Annotated in this window: 12 protein-coding genes and 1 pseudogene; 2 read left to right on the top strand and 11 right to left on the bottom strand. The window is 42.8% G+C overall.

Annotation, left to right across the window (positions count from 1 at the left end; all coding sequences use genetic code 11):
- Positions 1–2: 2 nt before the first annotated feature.
- From F955_RS10145 to F955_RS10120, 6 genes and pseudogenes are all read right to left on the bottom strand, one after another.
- A pseudogene (locus F955_RS10145) lies at positions 3–1,612 on the bottom strand (GMC family oxidoreductase).
- 137 nt (positions 1,613–1,749) lie between these two features.
- Complete coding sequence (locus tag F955_RS10140; RefSeq protein WP_004894145.1) at positions 1,750–2,529, bottom strand: Rossmann-like and DUF2520 domain-containing protein; 780 nt, start codon at positions 2,527–2,529, stop codon at positions 1,750–1,752.
- Positions 2,530–2,655: 126 nt separating this feature from the next.
- Complete coding sequence (locus F955_RS10135) at positions 2,656–4,149, bottom strand: OmpA family protein (RefSeq protein ID WP_004894141.1); 1,494 nt, start codon at positions 4,147–4,149, stop codon at positions 2,656–2,658.
- A gap of 184 nt (positions 4,150–4,333) precedes the next feature.
- A complete protein-coding gene (locus F955_RS10130; protein ID WP_004812302.1) occupies positions 4,334–5,572 on the bottom strand; it encodes a dihydroorotase in 1,239 nt (412 codons plus the stop codon).
- A gap of 10 nt (positions 5,573–5,582) precedes the next feature.
- The gene (locus F955_RS10125; RefSeq protein ID WP_004812299.1) at positions 5,583–6,599 is read right to left on the bottom strand and encodes an aspartate carbamoyltransferase catalytic subunit; all 1,017 of its coding nucleotides are present in this window, start codon (positions 6,597–6,599) and stop codon (positions 5,583–5,585) included.
- A 225-nt stretch (positions 6,600–6,824) separates the two neighbouring features.
- A complete protein-coding gene (locus F955_RS10120; RefSeq protein WP_004894140.1) occupies positions 6,825–7,151 on the bottom strand; it encodes a hypothetical protein in 327 nt (108 codons plus the stop codon).
- 248 nt (positions 7,152–7,399) lie between these two features.
- On the opposite strand from F955_RS10120, the gene rlmKL reads away from it, so the two are divergent.
- Positions 7,400–9,604 (top strand): bifunctional 23S rRNA (guanine(2069)-N(7))-methyltransferase RlmK/23S rRNA (guanine(2445)-N(2))-methyltransferase RlmL, encoded by a 2,205-nt coding sequence (gene rlmKL / locus F955_RS10115; protein WP_004894138.1) that lies wholly within the window; start codon positions 7,400–7,402, stop codon positions 9,602–9,604.
- A 150-nt stretch (positions 9,605–9,754) separates the two neighbouring features.
- Here the strand turns inward: rlmKL and clpB are convergent, their stop codons facing one another.
- The 3 genes from clpB to crp all read right to left on the bottom strand — a co-directional run bounded on the left by clpB (position 9,755) and on the right by crp (position 14,520).
- Positions 9,755–12,334: an ATP-dependent chaperone ClpB gene (clpB, locus tag F955_RS10110; protein WP_004894136.1), complete on the bottom strand. Its 2,580-nt coding sequence runs from the start codon at positions 12,332–12,334 to the stop codon at positions 9,755–9,757.
- A 250-nt stretch (positions 12,335–12,584) separates the two neighbouring features.
- Positions 12,585–13,634 (bottom strand): NADP(H)-dependent aldo-keto reductase, encoded by a 1,050-nt coding sequence (locus F955_RS10105; protein ID WP_004894133.1) that lies wholly within the window; start codon positions 13,632–13,634, stop codon positions 12,585–12,587.
- Positions 13,635–13,815: 181 nt separating this feature from the next.
- Complete coding sequence (gene crp / locus F955_RS10100) at positions 13,816–14,520, bottom strand: cAMP-activated global transcriptional regulator CRP (protein WP_004894131.1); 705 nt, start codon at positions 14,518–14,520, stop codon at positions 13,816–13,818.
- A 147-nt stretch (positions 14,521–14,667) separates the two neighbouring features.
- Between crp and F955_RS10095 the strand changes: the two genes are divergently transcribed.
- On the top strand, positions 14,668–15,090 hold the full coding sequence (locus F955_RS10095) for an OsmC family protein (RefSeq protein WP_004812288.1): 423 nt from the start codon (positions 14,668–14,670) through the stop codon (positions 15,088–15,090).
- 79 nt (positions 15,091–15,169) lie between these two features.
- Here the strand turns inward: F955_RS10095 and F955_RS10090 are convergent, their stop codons facing one another.
- Both F955_RS10090 and F955_RS10085 read right to left on the bottom strand, forming a co-directional pair.
- Positions 15,170–16,210, bottom strand: coding sequence for a metallophosphoesterase (locus F955_RS10090; RefSeq protein WP_004894128.1), 1,041 nt, complete (start codon positions 16,208–16,210; stop codon positions 15,170–15,172).
- Between the two features lie 307 nt (positions 16,211–16,517).
- On the bottom strand, positions 16,518–18,755 hold the full coding sequence (locus tag F955_RS10085; protein ID WP_004894125.1) for an NADP-dependent isocitrate dehydrogenase: 2,238 nt from the start codon (positions 18,753–18,755) through the stop codon (positions 16,518–16,520).
- Between the last annotated feature and the right edge of the window lie 677 nt (positions 18,756–19,432).

The raw sequence follows: 19,432 nt of genomic DNA, 5'->3' as shown, positions 1-19,432 counted from the left end.
TTTTAAGCAACTTTCGATGTTTGCTGTCTTGCCTGGATCAGATCCACAGCTTTTTCTGCAATCATAATTGTTGGTGCATTGGTATTGCCATTCACGACCGATGGCATGACTGAAGCATCAATCACCCGCAGATTTTGAATGCCATAGACACATAATTCAGGATCGACTACAGACATATCATCAACGCCCATCTTGCAACTACCGACTGGGTGATACACCGTATCTACCCGATTGCGCAGGATTTCCCGAATATCCTCATCATTTTTTACCTGCGCAGTAAATAAATCCTGCTTATACAGACTGGAAAGCGATGGTGACTGCATCAATTTTTGTGTCAGTTTAAAGCCTTGGACCAGATCATCCAAATCGCGTTCATCGTTCAAGAAATTTGGATCAATCAATAGCGGATCATGAATATTTGGCCCGCTCAGTTTAATTGAACCACGGCTGCGTGGATTTAATAAACAGACATGACAGGAAATACCGTGGTTTCTGCGGAACTTACGTGCATGGTCATCCACTAATGCCACCACGAAATGCAGTTGCAGATTGGGAATTTTCAGTGCTGGCGAGCTTTTAATGAATCCTCCACATTCAGCAAAATTAGACGCAATCATGCCGCGGCGTTCACTGCGATATCGCCCAATCTGCTTAAACATATCCAGTGAACCTGACATGGATATCCCGAAAGTTCCGGCAAATTCCTTGACGCTATAGCCGAAAATAAAATCGGGGTGATCATGAAAATTCTTTCCAACCCCTGGCAAGTGGTGCTTGAGCTCGATACCGTGTTGTTTCAGTTCTTCAGCATCACCAATTCCAGATAGCATCAATAGGTGTGGAGATTGCATAGCACCTGCCGAGAGCAAAACTTCCTGTCGTGCTCGTAACGTTTTTAATTGACCCGCATGTTGCACCTGCACCCCAACTGCCGCTTTTTGTTCGATTATAATTTTATGCGTGGTGGCTTTAGTCCATATGGTCAAATTCGGACGATTCAAATGTGGAAACAGATAAGCTCGAGCTGCGCTACAACGCTCACCATTATCATGAGTCACCTGATAAACCCCTAAGCCTTCCTGCTCTGCACCATTAAAATCATCCAGCACTGGATAGCCCTGCTCACGTGCTGCCTGTAAATATCGCTCATGGAAAATACTGTCTGTTTGCACATCGGATACATGTAAAGGGCCTGCATTACCATGATATTCATTCTGAATGCGATGGTTATTCTCAGATCGGATAAAATATGGCAGTACTTCATCATAAGACCAGCCAGTACAGCCTTGTGCTGCCCAATCATCATAATCGGCACGATTGCCACGGATATAAATCATGGCATTAATTGCTGAGGAACCCCCCAGACATTTACCACGTGGCTGATAACCTTTACGTCCATTCAATCCTTTTTGTGGAACGGTTTCAAAAGCCCAGTTGTTAATTTTGGTTGGTAAACTCATGACACAGGCTGCCGGAATATTTACTGTCCAGGCATTGCCATGCCCACCTGCTTCCAAAAGACAGAAATAGTGGGATCTTCACTGAGACGGCTGGCCAGTACGCATCCCGCGCTCCCTCCACCAATAATGATGTAGTCAAATTCCTGTTGCATTGTTATTGTTCCATTTTCATTATTATCTTCTCAACTTAAGATATTTTCTGAAAATAGAACAATTGATATTCAGAATTAAACTCGATGCTTGATCGAGAAATCTGCATGCAATTCAGTTACCTATATATTTTTCAGGTTCAGGAAGCTTGATGGCGTTGCAGGATCTGCTGACTCATCAAGGCATATACTTCTGCCAGATCACCACGTTGTGACTGTTCCAGCATGGATTGATGCATATTCAGAATATTTTGATCTCTCCGCATAGCAGGACCTGTCTGCATCTGGCGTGGATCATTCTGTGTCGCTTTATTTGCTGTTTCCAGAATTAATGGATAAAGCAGACCAAAATCCACTTGCTGTGCATCGACTACCTGTTTGGCCATGTCGTAACAGTAGTTACTAAAATTACATGCAAAGACTGCAGCTAAATGCAGACTTAGGCGTTGCGCTGAACTATACGAATAAACTCTACCGCTTAGGCTAGTTGCTAAATTTTGAAGGATATTTTGGTCTTCGCGATCATGTGCTTCGATAAATAAAGGTGTATTTTCCCAGTTAATCTCACGTTCCAGACTAAAGGTTTGTAATGGATAGAATACACCAGCACGTACATGGATTTGTTTCAGCACATCTAAATGAGTACTGCCGGAAGTATGTACGATCAGGTTATTCGGTAAATATGGATGAATCTGTTCAATAACCATGGCAATTGACTGGTCACTAACCGCAATAATGACCAGATCCACACGATTATCCAGTTGCTCAGGCTTTTCAATTGCCTGTGCCTGGAATTGATCTGCCAATTGCTGTGCTTTTTCCAAGGTCCGGCTATAAATCTGCACAATCTCATGCTGTACTGACAATACACGGGTAAGATGATAAGCCACTCGCCCTGCCCCGATGATAGTAATCCGCATTTACTCATATTCCTGATCAATTGCGCACAGCATGCCAATAAAAAAAGGACGAAGCAATTCGTCCTTTTCATTTTGATCAATCTAGTTAAATAGGCTATTTAAATAAACCGTTCTTTAGTCTTAAATTTACACCTTCTGTTTTACACCTTGGTCATCGACCGCACGTACAGTCCCGGTATTGGTATTCATGACTTCAAAGGCAATACGACGGTTTTTATAACGGTCTACATCTTTAGCATTTGATGCATTGGGTTGAGCCGGCCCCATACCTATCGCATTCAACTGGGCAGGATCGACCCCCTGTTTTACCAGATAGTTAACAATCGCCTGAGCACGCTGTAAAGAAAGTTGTTTATTTAGTTCTTCATCGCCTTGAGCATCTGTGTGACCAATCACTCGTAAATGAACTTGTGGCGCACGTTTCATTAAAGCTGCTGTCTGATCCAGAATCGACTGGTTGATGGTCGGGATTTCAGTTGAACCTGGAGCAAAGTTAATTGCTTGCAGATTTAAAGCTGTCGCAACATCTAAGGCTTGGATTTGTTCTATAGGCATACTTGCCAAGACTTTTTCAGCTTCATTGCTCGGCGTATTAATCGCCTTTGCAGTACTAATAGGTTTTTGGGTAATGACCGTCATATTTTTTGCTAGCTGGCGAATTTCACCTGCAATACGTTCAGCATCGGCTGAATTCCCGGCTTGTACAGAAACCTGTTTTCCTTCCCAATGCAAGCTGACATTTGGCACACCCTGCATTGCTTTTAATACAGATGGAATCGTATCCTGATCGGTGAATTCAGAATGGTAATTATCATTATTTTCTGAACCGCAACCGATATTATAATTAAAAATCTGTTTGATCTCGTTTTGTAGAATTTCCATATACTGAGGATCATTAATCTGTACCTGACAGCTAGTAATCTGCCCCTCACTTCCAGTACTTAATTTTAGAAATGCAGTTTCAGTTGCGACTGCTTTAGATGCATTTTGCATATCCCGGATATCATCTGGATCATCATCACGTGTACAGCCTCGGAAGAAGAACATAATTAAAGCAGCCACGATAATAAAGGCAATGACCGGAATTAAAAAACGTGATCTTCTTTCTTTTTGAATCGCTGGTTCAACAGGTTCAGGATCAATTCCCGGTACAGGTGTTGGATGATGGCCAACCAGTGGCGATGCACCTATAGCAAGTAACAGCTGTGATGCCCAGGTCGGCAACGCTTTTTGAATTGAATCATTATTGGTTTCAATTACATAATTAATTGCATCAGGATTAGATGCATCAGCTTCTGTTTTTAGATACTCAATAGTTGGTTTAATCGAACGGTTTAAGGTCTGTTCAAGCTGCTCTTGTGGCACGCTATCGGACAGGCTGGCCAGATGCTCGAGCAGACGTTGTTTGATTTCAGGTTTTTCTGTGAACAATTCACTAATCTTTGGATTTAATTGCTGACTGAGAGTTTCTGCCTGTTCCGGATGCACACGCAATATACTCAGGAAAATAGGATAAAATTGCGCCAGCGCCTGCTCTTTGGCAGCAACATATTCTGTTTCGCCTTGCAGCACCCTCGGAGTAACATGATATTTTAATCGTTGAATCAGGTCGTCATTCATAAAGTCACCATTCTTTTGATTTTTTAATGATTAATATTTATTCAGTTTAAGACCCGATCTTTTTAGAAAATGTAAATAGTTGTATGAAAATCATAACATTTCAATAGTGCTAGTTAATGATATGTTTACCAAAATAAAAAAAGCCAGCCGCAGCTGACTTTAATAAAAACAATCAGGAACTGATTTATGCTGGCACAAAGCTTTGTAAAACTTTTCCTTTAACCTTTTGATTGATCAATGGTGTATTTTTACCTTGTGACACAATGCTCTCTTTCGTCAAAGTCCATTCTATTTCAGGATCAAGCAGCACCCAACCTGCCTCATTCATCCAGCGCTCTTGCATTTTAGCGACCTTGGCAGGTGCAATCGTCACTTTCTCTACCCATTCCAATGGACTAAACAGACCTTCTTTGATCAGTTGCAAACCAAATGGAAGGAAGGTATCAAATGCAGTAAAGCCAGGCTGAGTTTCTGCAAACGGCGCCATTTTTGCAGAGCTGCTGAGTGGTTCGTGATGGGTACAGATCGCATCAATCACTCCAGACTTCACGCCTTGACGCAGTAACTCTTTATCTGATTCAGAACGTAATGGCGGACGAACATGAGCCAGTGAGTTAAAGCCGTCAATCAGTGCATCAGTTAAATGTAACTGATGCATCGCCACATCACATGTTACTGGGAGACCTTTTTCTTTGGCAATGCGGATCAGCTCAACCGAAGCACCACAAGATAACAAACCAAAGTGTGCATGCACTTTAGTCGCTTCAATCATCAGCAGATATTTAGCAATCGCGACAGTCTCTGCCAGTGCCGGAATCATTGGTAAACCTTGACGTGATGCAATAAAACCCTCATGCACACAGCCATCTTTGGCAATTTGCGGTTCTTCTGCATAGAACACTACAGTCAGGTTAAGACCTGCTGCATATTCTAGGGTACGCAGGACTACATCATCATTGGCAAACGGCGCGCTGGCATTGGATACAGCACTACAACCACCTTTTTTCAGACCCGCCATATTTGCCGGCTGTTGTCCATTTAAACCTTGTGTCTGCGCACCAATCACTTCCAGATAGATGCCGCCATCCAGCATGGCTTTTTCAACCAGACCATGAATCAAGGCACCATTGTCCTGTACGATTGGCTTTGAATCAGGTGGCGTAAACACATGCAGAATACCGTTTTCACGTGCTGCCTTGCCTTCAGATTTCAAGGTACCATGCTGTTGCTGACCAGGTTCACGTAAACGTGCACACAGATCGACCATAGTAGGCATCAGCCATTTACCTTGACCATTAATCGTTTCTGACACATTTGCAGTTTCAGCAATACGCTTACCATTTTCCAGATAAACTGTTTGTACACTGTCAGTTTTTTCGATTGGGTCTAGAACTCGAACATTCTCAATTTTAACAATAGACATGACTTATTCCTTATACCGCAATCGCTTCAATCAAACCTTGTTCCTGGAGCTGGCCCTGCATTGAAAGTGCCAACACCGCCATACGTACTGCAATCCCGTTGGTCACCTGATTCAGAATCACTGACTGTGGACCATCTGCGATACTGGAATCAATCTCTACACCACGGTTCATTGGACCCGGATGCATCACGATACAATCGGGTTTCGCCATGGCAAGACGTTCTTTATTCAGGCCATACATTTTGTAGAATTCAGCCTGTGAAGATAGCGCTGGTGAATCAATCCGCTCGTTCTGAATACGTAAGGTAATGATCACGTCGCAGTCTTTGATGCCGTCTTCCATATTATTGAACAAACGAACTTCTGGACCGTAATCATCGAAGCCATAAGGAAGTAAAGTATTGGGTGCAATAACACGAATATCTTTACAGCCCAAGGTTTGCAAAGCTGCGACATCCGAACGCGCTACACGTGAGTGCTTGATGTCACCGATAATCGCAATTGAAATATCTTCAAAATTCTTTTTAGTCTCACGGCGAATCGTGAGCATATCTAACATGGCTTGGGTTGGATGGGCATGACGGCCATCCCCCGCATTAATGATGGCCAGATTTGGGCAGACATCTTTGGCAATAAAATGCGCTGCACCAGAAGATGAATGACGTACCACGAAAATGTCCGCTGCCATTGCTTCAAGGTTCCACAAGGTATCACGCAGCGTTTCACCTTTAGAGGTACTTGAACGTGCGATATCGATATTAAGAACGTTAGCAGAAAGGCGCTTTGCAGCTGCTTCAAAAGTGGTACGAGTACGGGTAGAGTTTTCGAAGAAGAGGTTCATTACCGTTCGCCCTTCGAGCAAATTATTGGTAATGAGCTGATTTTGGTCATTAAAAAAGGACGCCGCAGTGTCCAGTATTTTTGTAAGAGTTTCTTTAGAAAGACCTTCGATAGTCAAGAAGTGTTTTAGATTGCCTTCTTTATTGAGTTGAATCTGGCTCGGTGTATGCAATGCAGCCAAGTGCATGAGAGATTCCTTATACGTTAAGTCAACGTATTATACAGAGATTCACTTCTGTTCGCACTTGGGAAATCGGCTACTTGTACAAAAACCGACTTGATAATAAAAATTGATTTTGAAATTCCTATGTATTTTTTCAATAAGATAATTTAACCTTTTTCTCAGATTGCTATTTTTTTGCATGCAAAAAAATGAGTGCATCAGTCTGGTGCATCTGCACTCATAACCAGCTTAGCGCAATGCGCCAATATAACGATGGGCAACTTGGGCGCGATGAATATCTTCTTGTGTCGGTTCCACTACAATCCAGTCATCCTGAACATGCTGAGTTGTATCTGTTAGAGATTCATCCTGATCCATAGACAGATCGAAAACCTGTCTTAATTTTTCTACCAGTCGTGATAACTCCTCATCTTGAGTTGCTATAGCCAGCTCAATCACATGCTTTGCATAGTCTTTATTTTCAGACAGGTAGATTGCATCAATTACACGACCGGAAATACGTCTTAAACGCGCATAAATTAAAGTTGCAATTGAAAAGCTATCCCCATTTACCATTTTAAACCCCCAATTATTTAAAAAATGAGACTGTAGCCCCTCCCCAGTGGCTACAGTCTCATTTTGTATAAGGAGCAATTTCCATACCAATTTGATTCACTTATCATGTATTTAATATTTATTTCATTGTAGCGGGCTTGTTCAGGTGAAATTTCAAAGCCAATCGAAACAATTTCAAAAGCTTTAAAAGGCAAAATACGGTAAACTGAGCGCAGTTTTTATTTATTCTTTTCCGGTCTCTCTATTTTATGAATACCTCTTCACGTTTAAGCAATTATTGGGTCACCTGTGCCGATGGTCTGGAAACCTTATTAGAAGAAGAAATCAAAGGTTTAGGTGTTCAGGATATTGAACGTTTCCCGGGTCGTCTGACCTTTAAAGGTACACTGGAAAATGCGTACCGCATCTGTATGTGGTCGCGTCTGGCTTCACGTGTCCTGATGCCAATCCACACACATGAAATTGAATTCTCCCATGATGCGCGTGATGTGGCTGAAGAGCTTTATGAAGGTGCAATCAGCTTTGACTGGTCACTAATTTTTGCACCACAAAGTACCTTCGCAATTCGTCTGCATGTCGAACGTGATATCAAGGTCAATACCCAATTTGCCACTTTGCGTGCTAAAGATGGTGTCGTGGATTCCTTTATGGAAGCCGTGGGTAAACGTCCAAGTATCGATACCAAACAGCCAGAAATCACTATGTATATTCTGGCTGGTAAAAAAGCCCATACCTACTGTCTGGACCTTTCTGGTGATTCGCTGCATAAACGTGGCTATCGTCGCTTTATGACTGAAGCACCAATCAAAGAAAACCTGGCAGCAGCGATCCTGCAAAAAGGTGGCCTGAAAGACATCAACCCGGATATCGTGGTTGATCCTATGTGTGGTTCAGGTACCTTTATTATTGAATCTTTAATGATTCTGACTGATCGTGCACCAGGCCTGGTACGTCGTTTCGGCTTTAACGGCTGGAATGGTCATGATCATGAACTGTGGATGGGTATTAAAGCCGAAGCTGCTGAACGTCATAAAGCTGCGCTGGAAAATCCATTACCAAAATTTTATGCCTTCGATGCTGACTGGGAAGCGGTAAAAGCCACCAAGCAAAATATCATTGCGGCAGGTTTTGAATCAGCGCTTGACCAGATTATGATCGAAGAACGTACCTTAAATGACTGGCCTGATTTCCAGGCCGAAGGCAAGAAAGTATTCTTCGTGACCAACCCGCCTTATGGTGAGCGTTTAGGTGACAAGGCTTCTAACCGTGCGTTGTACTTAGGTTTGTCTAATCTGCTGCAAAAGAATTTCCCCAATCAAAAAGCAGCAGTGATTGCGTCACAAGTTGAACAGGCGGATGTCTTGGCGTTCAATGATCCGCAAATTCTACGCCTGATGAACGGTAAATTACCGATCTATATCCGTTTCGGTACAGTTAAACCGGCTGCAGTGGTACGTCCATTCCTGGAAAGCTGGCAACCACAGCAATTCGAGCCAATCGAAGGTGCTATGGAATTTGCCAACCGTCTGACCAAGAATATGCAAACTCTGAAAAAATGGGCGGTGAAAGAAAATATTCACTGTCTACGTTTGTATGATGCAGACTTACCTGATTTTAATATCGCAGTAGACCTGTATGGTGAGCGTCTGCACGTTCAGGAATATGCCCCACCGAAAAAAATTGATCCTGAAAAAGCTAAAAAACGTTTTAACCTGGCTTTGCAGGCGATTCGTGCTGTGACAGGTTTAGGTCGTGATGCGATCTTTATCAAGACCCGTGCTCGTCAGGAAGGCAAAAACCAGTACACCAAACAAAGCACGGCGTCTAAACGTTTTATCGTGCAGGAAGGTCAAGCCAAGATTCTGGTCAACCTGACCGATTATCTGGATACCGGTCTGTTCCTCGATCACCGTCAAATGCGTTTACGTATTGCTAAAGAGGCCAAAGGTAAGCATTTCCTGAATCTGTATAGCTATACCTCTACGGCAAGTTTACATGCAGCACTGGGTGGTGCAGCAAGTACGACGAGTGTGGATTTGTCGAATACCTATTTGAACTGGTCAAAAGAAAACTTCGTCTTGAACGGCCTGACTGTAGATCATGCTGATGAGCAACATCAGTTCTTTGCATCTGACTGTTTCGAATGGCTGAAAGAAGGTCATGAGCAGTATGAACTGATCTTTATCGATCCACCGACATTCTCAAACTCGAAGAAATTCTACGGTACTTTTGACGTACAACGTGACCACTTATCTTTGATTAAACGTGCCATGAACCGTTTAACCACTGAAGGTACACTCTACTTCTCAAATAATTATCGTGGCTTTGAAATGGATGCAGAAATCTTGGCATTCTTTGATGTGGAAGAAATCACCCATGAAACCATCGGTCCTGATTTCAAGCGTAATCAGAAGATTCACCGTGCATGGAAAATCACTCATCCAAAAATGTAATTTAATAGTGAATTAATTTCTTTCATCAGGATTTACACCCTCTTTCTTTTTCTCGCAGAGGGAGAAATGAAAAGTGGTGCGATGAAAGAAGTAAATGCCATAAAGAAAAACCCAGCCTAGGCTGGGTTTTTCTTTTCCGATCAGTTTGGATTAGTTGAGCTTCATTTTCTCAAAGACCAGTTCACCATTTTCAGCGCTGACCACAATGGTATCGCCCGGATTGAATTTTCCTTCAAGAATGTTTTGCGCCAGGCCATTTTCTATACGTTGCTGAATCGCACGTTTCAATGGACGCGCACCATATAGAGGATCAAAGCCTACATCGATCAACTGGTCAAAAGCACTGTCTTCCACGGATAAGCGCAAGTCGCGCTCTGCCAGACGTTGACGTAAACGGTTCAACTGGATATCAGCAATACCACGAATCTGGGCTTTTTCCAGTGAATGGAACACCACAATCTCATCGATACGATTAATGAACTCAGGACGGAAGTGTTCCGACACTGCATTCATCACCACACTACGTACCTCATCTCGGGTCGCACCACCACCCAGTTCACGCACATCACTTGAACCCAGGTTAGAAGTCATCACGATCACGGTATTTTTGAAGTCCACCACACGACCTTGTGAATCCGTTAAGCGGCCATCATCCAATACCTGTAATAAGATATTAAATACATCCGGATGCGCTTTCTCAACCTCATCAAACAGCACCACGCTATAGGGTTTACGACGTACCGCTTCAGTTAGCACACCCCCTTCTTCATAACCGACATAGCCCGGAGGCGCACCAACCAGACGGCTGACAGAATGTTTTTCCATAAATTCCGACATATCGATACGGATCATTGCATCATCACTGTCAAACAGGAAGTTCGCCAAAGCTTTGGTCAACTCAGTCTTACCCACCCCGGTTGGACCCAAGAACAGGAATGAACCACTTGGACGGTTTGGATCAGACAATCCGGCACGAGAACGACGGACTGCATTCGACACTGCCACGACAGCTTCTTCCTGACCGACGACACGTTTATGCAGGAATTCTTCCATATGTAGCAGTTTGTCACGCTCACCTTGCAACATTTTTGCCACTGGAATACCAGTTGCAGCACTGACCACTTCAGCAATCTCATTGTCAGTGACTTTGTCACGCAATAATTTTGGTGCTTCACTTTCTTCAGCTGCTTCAATACGTTCCAGTTGCTTCTGTAACTCAGGAATTACGCCATACTGATAACGTGCCGCTTCTGCCAGATCACCCTCACGCTGCGCTTTCTCTAGCGCAATACGGGCTTGATCCAGCTTCACCTGAATGTCTTTATTGCCCGCAACCAGCGCTTTGTCTGCACGCCAGATTTCTTCCAGCTCGCTATACTCTTTCTCAACAGTAGCAATCTGATCTTCTAGATATTTCACTTCAGACTTGGCACCCGAATCCTCATCTTTTTTCACCGCTTCCAGTTGCATTTTCAGCTGAATTAAACGGCGTTCAAGTTTATCCAAAGCTTCTGGCTTAGAGTCCAGCTCCATTTTGATACGAGATGCTGCTTCATCAATCAGGTCAATCGCTTTGTCTGGCAACTGACGGTCAGTGATGTAACGGTGTGACATTTTAGCCGCAGCGATAATCGCAGAATCTAGAATCTGTACACCATGGTGAGTCGCATAACGGTCTTTCAGACCACGTAAAATTGCAATGGTATCTTCTACACTTGGTTCATCCACCAATACTTTCTGGAAACGACGCTCCAAGGCTGCATCTTTTTCGATGTACTGGCGGTATTCATCTAGGGTCGTTGCGCCCACACAACGCAGTTCACCACGTGCCAATGCTGGTTTCAGCATGTTACCGGCATCCATGGCACCATCGCCTTTACCTGCGCCCACCAGGGTATGCAGCTCGTCGATGAACAGAATAATTTCACCTTCATGTTTGGCCAGGTCTTTCAGAACAGCTTTTAAACGTTCTTCAAATTCACCACGATATTTGGCACCAGCCAGCAATGAACCTAAATCCAGTGATAGAACGCGTTTACCTTTCAGACCTTCTGGAACTTCACCATTCACGATACGCTGTGCCAGACCTTCTACAATTGCAGTTTTACCGACACCAGGTTCACCGATCAGAACCGGGTTATTTTTAGTACGGCGTGACAAGACCTGAATGGTACGGCGAATTTCATCATCACGACCAATCACTGGATCTAGCTTGCCTTGTAATGCGCGTTCAGTCAGGTCAATGGTGTATTTATTTAAAGAGTCACGCTGATCTTCATGATTATTGCTCATGACTTTTTCATTGCCTCGAATTTGATGAATAACTTGTTTTAAGGTCTCGGCTTTAACACCTACTTCACTTAAAAGTGATTTGGTTTTGCCTGTTTCCGCTAATGCTAACAATACCCAGTCAGTAGAAAGGAATTCATCCCCTGCTTTTTGGGCAAAACTGTCTGCCAGATGCAGAACTTTCGCTGCTTCAGGGCTGAGGTTAATATCACCGGTGGACTGGCTTAAAGTCGGTGCATTACTCAGCGCAGTTTGCAGTTTAGTCTGCAAATCACGTAAGTTCGCACCTGCCTGTTGCAGCAGACTGATATTGGATGATTCATCTAACAAAGTTGCCAGAATGTGAATACCGTCGATAGAAGCATGGTCCTTACCCATTGCCAAGGATTGTGCATCTGAAAGGGTTTGCTGCAGGCGATTTGTAAATTTTTCAAAGCGCATTATTGTTATTCCTCACAACAAATTTTTAACTTAATTCATATATGGGAGCACGCACATAAATTTCAAATAAATTTATATATATTTTTCAAAAACTTAAAATAAATATCAGGCAGTCTTTAATAATAATATTGGTATAGTCAAATCATATTTCAAGTGAACAAAGAAGAATTTTTATTCAGCCACAAACTTAATCATGTGAAATAAAAAAGCCTTTATCAATAAAGGCTTTTCTGGAATAAAATTATAAAAATTATGGTGCCGGATTCGGCTGCTGACGATGAATCGCTTCAATGCCTTTCAGTATTTCCTCAGGCAGATCCACTTCAAAAGCCTGAATATTTTCTTTTAGCTGATCCAGATTAGTTGCACCAATAATCGTGCTGGTTACAAAGAACTGTTGCTTAATAAATGCCAATGCCAATTGAGTCAGGGTCAGACCATGCTGCTCTGCCAGTTGTGCATATTGCTCCACCGCCCATTCACTTTCCGGATTGCTATAACGGCTAAAACGCGAGAATAAAGTCACACGGGCATCGGCTGGACGCGCACCATTGCGGAATTTACCCGTCAGATATCCGAATGCCAGTGGTGAATATGCTAGCAAGCCAACACCTTCGTATTTGGCAATTTCTGACATACCGATTTCATAAGTGCGATTCAGCAGGTTATATGGATTCTGTACGCTGACAAATTTTGATAATCCCAGTTTCTCGGCCAGATGTAGGAACTTCATCGTCCCCCATGGGGTCTCATTCGACAGACCGATATAACGGATACGGCCATTTTTAATTTCATATTGCAAGGCGGTCAGGGTTTCTTCGAGATCCGTCACTGCACGGTCTTCGGCCGCTTCAGCATTGCCATAACCGAGTTTACCAAAGAAATTCGTTGGGCGTTGCGGCCAGTGCAACTGGTATAAGTCGATATAATCGGTTTGCAGACGTGACAATGACTGGTCTATGGCCGCTGAAATTTCATCTGCCCCAAAACGGGTCTGTCCATCACGGATATGACTACCACCTTGTGATGGACCAGCGATTTTGGATGCTAAAAACAGTTTGTCACGACCGCCACGTGATGCAATCCAGTTCCCGATAATGCGTTCTGTCGCACCTTGGGTTTCCGGTTTTGGTGGTACCGGGTACATTTCTGCGGTATCCCAGAAATACAGTCCTTGATCCAGTGCATAATCGAGCTGCTCAAAAGCTTCTTCCTGGGTATTTTGTTCACCAAAGGTCATGGTGCCTAAACAGATTTCTGGAAGTAAAATACCGGTATCTGCAAGTGGTTTGAATTGCATGAATAATTCCCTGTCTATTCTAGGTTTGACTTATCATAATAAAGTACACATAGAGTATAGAAGGAAAGCGACGGGCTGAAATCATCTTTTCTAAGAAGTTTGTTCTTATTTGTGATGTTGGATTTTCCGCAGCTATAAAAAAAGCAAACCCGAAGGTTTGCCCTTTTCTCAAAATTGCAGCTTATTCTTCTGAATCATCTTCAGCTGGTACTTCGTTCTGTTCCAGTGAGGCATCAAAGATCAGAATTGCTTTACCATCTGTTTCGATCATGCCTTGCTCTTCAAGAGTTTTCAGTACGCGACCGACCATTTCACGGGAACAACCTACAATACGGCCAATTTCCTGACGGGTAATACGGATCTGACGGCCATTTGGCAAGATCATCGCTTCAGGCTGAGCTGAAAGATCGATCAGACAACGTGCGATACGACCAGAAACATCAATAAATGCCAGGTCAGTTACTTTACGTGTCGTATTCTTCAGACGGCGAACCAATTGCGCAAATACCGCATAACTCAAGTCAGGATATTGTTTGCTCAGTTCATGGAAGTTTTCGTAGCTAATCTCTGCAATTTCACAAACGTCACGCGTACGCACTTCTGCAGTACGTTGTGGATTTGCTTCGAATAAGCCCATTTCCCCAAAAAAGTCACCCGCGTTCAAATACGCCACGACAATTTCACGCTCATCATCTTCACGAAGAATGATCGATACAGACCCCTTCAGAATCAAATATAAAGATTTAGATTCTGTTCCTGCATCAACGATCGTTGTACGTTTTGGGTAACGGTTGATATATGCACGTTTTAATAATGCCTTCACGGATTCTGGCAATTGCCCCGGAGAAAGTGCATCTGTGCTTAATTGTGAAAAGTTTGAAGTCATGCTAGCAGTTCCAAATAAGGATAATTTTTAGATCGCACAAGACCTAATGTGAACTTGTCACACAGTGGGAATGAAATTCCTTATCAACCCAATTTATGTTAGTGTACAGTTACTTCGTAAATTTATAGCTTTTTTTAGGTAGTTGCAATGCAAACAAGCGTTCATTGGTTAGAGAATGTTGCTTTTGAAGCAAAAACGCAAAGTGGTCACAGTATCGTCATGGACGGCTCGCCAGAATATGGTGGTGAGAACCGTGGCCCTCGTCCAATGGAACTTCTATTAACCGGTTTGGGTGGTTGTGCTTCGTTTGATATTGTCACCATTTTAAAGAAGGCACGTCAGGATATTACCGATGTTCGTTGTGAACTCAATGCGGAACGTGCCGATACTATTCCTGCGGTATTTACGAAGATTCACCTGCATTTTGTGGTGACAGGTAAAGGCATTAAAGAGAAACAAGTGGCTAAGGCTGTCGAGCTTTCTGCCGAAAAATACTGCTCAGCCAGTAAAATGCTGTCTGATGGCGGTGTGGAAATTACGCACGATTTTGAAATTATTGAAGCTGAATAATCCGGCTGATCTAGTTATAAAAGCGGTCCCTCAGACCGCTTTTTCTTTAATCTGTTATTTGATATCAGACCAACACCATTTAGACAGATTGAGAGGTCGAATAAGTTGAACCATCCTCAAAAATCACCTGCTTTTCAGGCCATCTAAGAGCTGCTAATTTGCTTGAAAATTCTCGTTGCTGCTGCCGATCTAGATAGCGTTTCCCGACTGAATAATCCACACAGAACACATTTTGCTTATACCCAAACCACTGTAGCGGATTAATCTGCTGAAACAGGCCAGCTTTCACTTCAGCCGAGTCAAATTTACGCCAGTAATGACCAATAATGACGGGGATATCCTCCTGATAATCTTCCCACCAAGGCAGACGGTCTTTCATACGCCACTTGCCGCCGGCATAAATGGGCTTATCTGTCATATATTCGGTACCAGAGGTCAACACTTTGATGGGATTATACATCTGCTCAATCCATTCCTTTTGTGCCAAATGTTTCAGCCAAGGAATATCGCTATTCGGATCAGTGAGCGCTTCACGAAACTGATCTGCTTCCTGGAATGCCTGTTCTGTAATACCTGCATCAGTAATATGTTGCTGGGTCTGCTGGACAAAATGTTCATAGGCTTCAAGTAAATGCAGCTTGTCCAGTGCTTTTAGTTGTTGAATGGAGTGTGTATCCCAGCAGGCATGCACAACCCGGATTTGATCTGATTCCAGTGCAATGGGCAAAGTTTGCAGAAATTGTAGAATCCACAGCTGGTCTTGTGGTGTAGCAGGTACAGAGTAAAAAGATTTATGGTCATCCATATGCGGTGAGCCAAAATACCAGCCATTGCCTTCACGATAGGATTGATTTAGCAGGTTCAGCTCATGGTTGCCCAGCACACAGTAGGCATGGCCCCGCTCCATTAAAATCTTCACTTGCTGAATTACTGCGACACTGTTTTGCCCACGGTCACAAAGATCACCCACAAAGATCAGCTTACGCTGTTCTGGATGCTCACCTTTAAGATTATAGCCCATGACATGTAAGAGACTGTTTAAGGCGTCGATCTCACCATGAATATCACCCACAATGTCGAAACGATCTCCCTGAATAGGCTGGATGAACTGATATGACATTCAGACACCTCCTCGACATTTGAGTCCTGCAATTACTCAGACTGAGTATTAATCTAATTCTTTCAATATATTCATTATATTGTCTATACCTTTAATCGGGTGTTCAAGCTAAATTTTTGGGGCGTTCAAAACGAACCATCTTCTTATCTATATGAAATGGCTGTTTATTCATTTCACCTATAGCTCTAAAGGCTGATGCTTCGACAATAAAGCATCCCTTTAGTTTTCATCATGGTAAATAAAAACCGGTGCCTAAGCACCGGTTTTTATTTCAGTTCACTAAGCTGATAGTCAGTCCAGCTTCTAATTAAGCCTGTAGTGATTCAATGATCTGGTTCAATGTCGCACTTGGACGCATTACAGCATTTACTTTCGCAGGATCAACTGCGTAGTAACCACCGATGTCTACAGTTTTACCTTGAACAGTATTCAGTTCTTCAACGATTTTCGCTTCGTTTTCAGCCAAGGCTTGTGCGATAGGCGCGAATTTCGCTTTCAATTCTGCATCTTGATCTTGTGTAGCAAGCTCTTCAGCCCAGAATTTAGCCAGGTAGAAGTGGCTACCACGGTTGTCTAACTCGCCAGTACGACGTGATGGAGACTTGTCATTGTCAAGCAATTTACCAGTCGCAGCATCAAGTGTGTTTGCAAGTAGTTTCGCACGTGGATTATTTTCTTTAATACCCATTTCTTCTAGAGAAACAGCAAGTGCCAGGAACTCGCCTAAAGAATCCCAACGTAAGTGGTTTTCTTCTACCAGCTGTTGTACATGCTTAGGTGCAGAACCGCCCGCACCAGTTTCGTACATGCCGCCACCCGCCATTAATGGCACGATAGAAAGCATTTTCGCAGAAGTACCCAGTTCCATGATTGGGAACAAGTCAGTCAGGTAGTCACGCAGGATGTTACCAGTCACTGAAATAGTATCCAGGCCACGAGCAACACGTTCAAGTGTATAACGCATCGCACGTACTTGAGACATGATCTGGATGTCTAGACCGTCAGTGTCATGATCTTTCAAGTAAGTTTGAACTTTCTTGATCAGTTCGTTTTCGTGTGGACGGTACGGGTCAAGCCAGAAGATTGCAGGCATACCAGAGTTACGTGCACGCGTTACAGCAAGTTTTACCCAGTCGCGGATCGGTGCGTCTTTCACCTGACACATACGCCAGATATCGCCTTCTTCCACGTTTTGAGACATCAACACTTCACCTGTTTCAAGGTCGGTGATGTTCGCAATACCTGCTTCAGGAATTTCGAAAGTCTTGTCGTGTGAACCGTATTCTTCAGCTTTTTGTGCCATCAAACCAACGTTAGGTACAGTACCCATTGTACGTGGATCGAAGTTACCATTCCATTTACAGAAATTGATCATTTCCTGGTAAATACGTGCGAAAGTAGACTCAGGCATTACTGCTTTACAGTCGTAAGGTTTGCCGTCAGCACCCCACATTTTGCCACCACCACGAATCATTGCAGGCATAGAAGCATCTACAATTACGTCGTTTGGAGAATGGAAGTTAGTGATACCTTTCGCAGAATCAACCATTGCAAGCGCTGGACGGTGTTCTTGACAAGCGTGTAAGTCACGGATGATTTCTTCACGTAAAGAAGTCGGAAGTGTTTCAATCTTCTCGTAAAGGCCAGCCATACCGTTGTTTACGTTAATGCCTAGCTCATCAAACAGTTTACCGTGTTTCTCAAACGCTTCTTTGTAGTAAATGCGCACACAGTGACCGAATACGATCGGGTGTGACACTTTCATCATGGTCGCTTTAACGTGTAGAGAAAACAGGATGCCTGCTTCTTTACAGTCATCTAATTCTTTTTCATAGAAGTCGCAAAGCGCTTTTTTGCTCATGAACATTGAGTCGATGATTTCGCCGTCTTGAAGCGCAACTTTTGGCTTAAGAACAATGGTTTCACCAGACTTAGTGATTAATTCCATTTTCACGTTACGTGCGCGGTCTAAAGTCATCGACTTTTCACCGTGGTAGAAGTCACCTTCGTCCATATGTGAAACGTGAGTTTGTGACCACTGTTTCCACTCGCTCATAGAGTGCGGGTGTTTTTTCGCGTAGTTTTTAACGGCAGTTGGGGCACGACGGTCAGAGTTACCTTCACGTAATACCGGGTTTACAGCAGAACCGAGGCATTTACCGAAACGTGCTTTAAGTGCTTTTTCTTCTTCAGTAGTTGGGTTTTCTGGATAATCAGGAATTGCATAGCCCTTAGACTGAAGCTCTTTAATACATGCTGTTAACTGAGCTACAGAAGCACTGATATTAGGTAGTTTAATAATATTTGTGCTTGGATCTTGTGTAAGACGGCCTAGCTCAGCAAGGTTGTCAGCTACTTTCTGTTCTTCAGTCAGGTAGTCTGAGAATTCTGCGAGCACGCGTGCTGCAACAGAGATGTCAGTTTTGACAATCTCAACGCCAGCAGGCTTAGTAAAGGTCTCAATGATCGGCAGTAGCGAGTAGGTCGCCAACAATGGCGCCTCGTCGGTCAGTGTGTAAATGATTGTTGACTTTCCACCAGCCATATATAGCCCCTTGCGTTTGATAGAGTTTTGAGGATCAAGCTTTTGACTCAGACCCTGTGAACCGATATGTTTGCATTAAACCTTGAGAGTATCGTATCTCCTTGCTTTACAGTCAACGAAATATCATTTCAAGTTGTGATTTTGCTGAAAAATTATACAATTTGTTGCAATTTTCTATTGATTATAATCCAATCAATTTACTCATCTTTCATATACAAAAAATCTATTATTCTTATTCTGCCTATTTTTAAAGAATATTTAGCAGTTTTTCTAATATATAGTTTTTTTAGAGCTGTTAATTTCTAATGAATCCTTAAGTTTACTTAGTTTATTCACCGTATAGAAAATAGCTTTTTTATAAGTACCTATACTTTAAAAAGTCAAATGGACTATTCATCATCATCATTTTTAGCCCTATTTCAGGGCAATCAAAGTTTTTAACTATTAAAAGAGACAAAAAAACGATGAACAGATTTGTTCAGTGTTGGACTTAATGACAGACTACTTGAAACATCTTGGTCAATTTAAACAAAATCTGAATATGTTAGCGAAAATGATGATTTTACTGTTTTTAATTTTATTCTGATCATAGTTTTTTAGATAAATAAATCGGCAAATTTAAGCTAAAAAATATACTTTTTTATTTATCAGTAATCTACTCCAAGATTGTAATTTTG

The organism is Acinetobacter schindleri CIP 107287 (genome assembly GCF_000368625.1).
In the GTDB taxonomy this organism is placed as follows: Bacteria; Pseudomonadota; Gammaproteobacteria; order Pseudomonadales; family Moraxellaceae; genus Acinetobacter; species Acinetobacter schindleri.
Note: the sequence above shows the minus strand (reverse complement) of the source record. Positions and strands in the feature narration are given on the sequence as shown.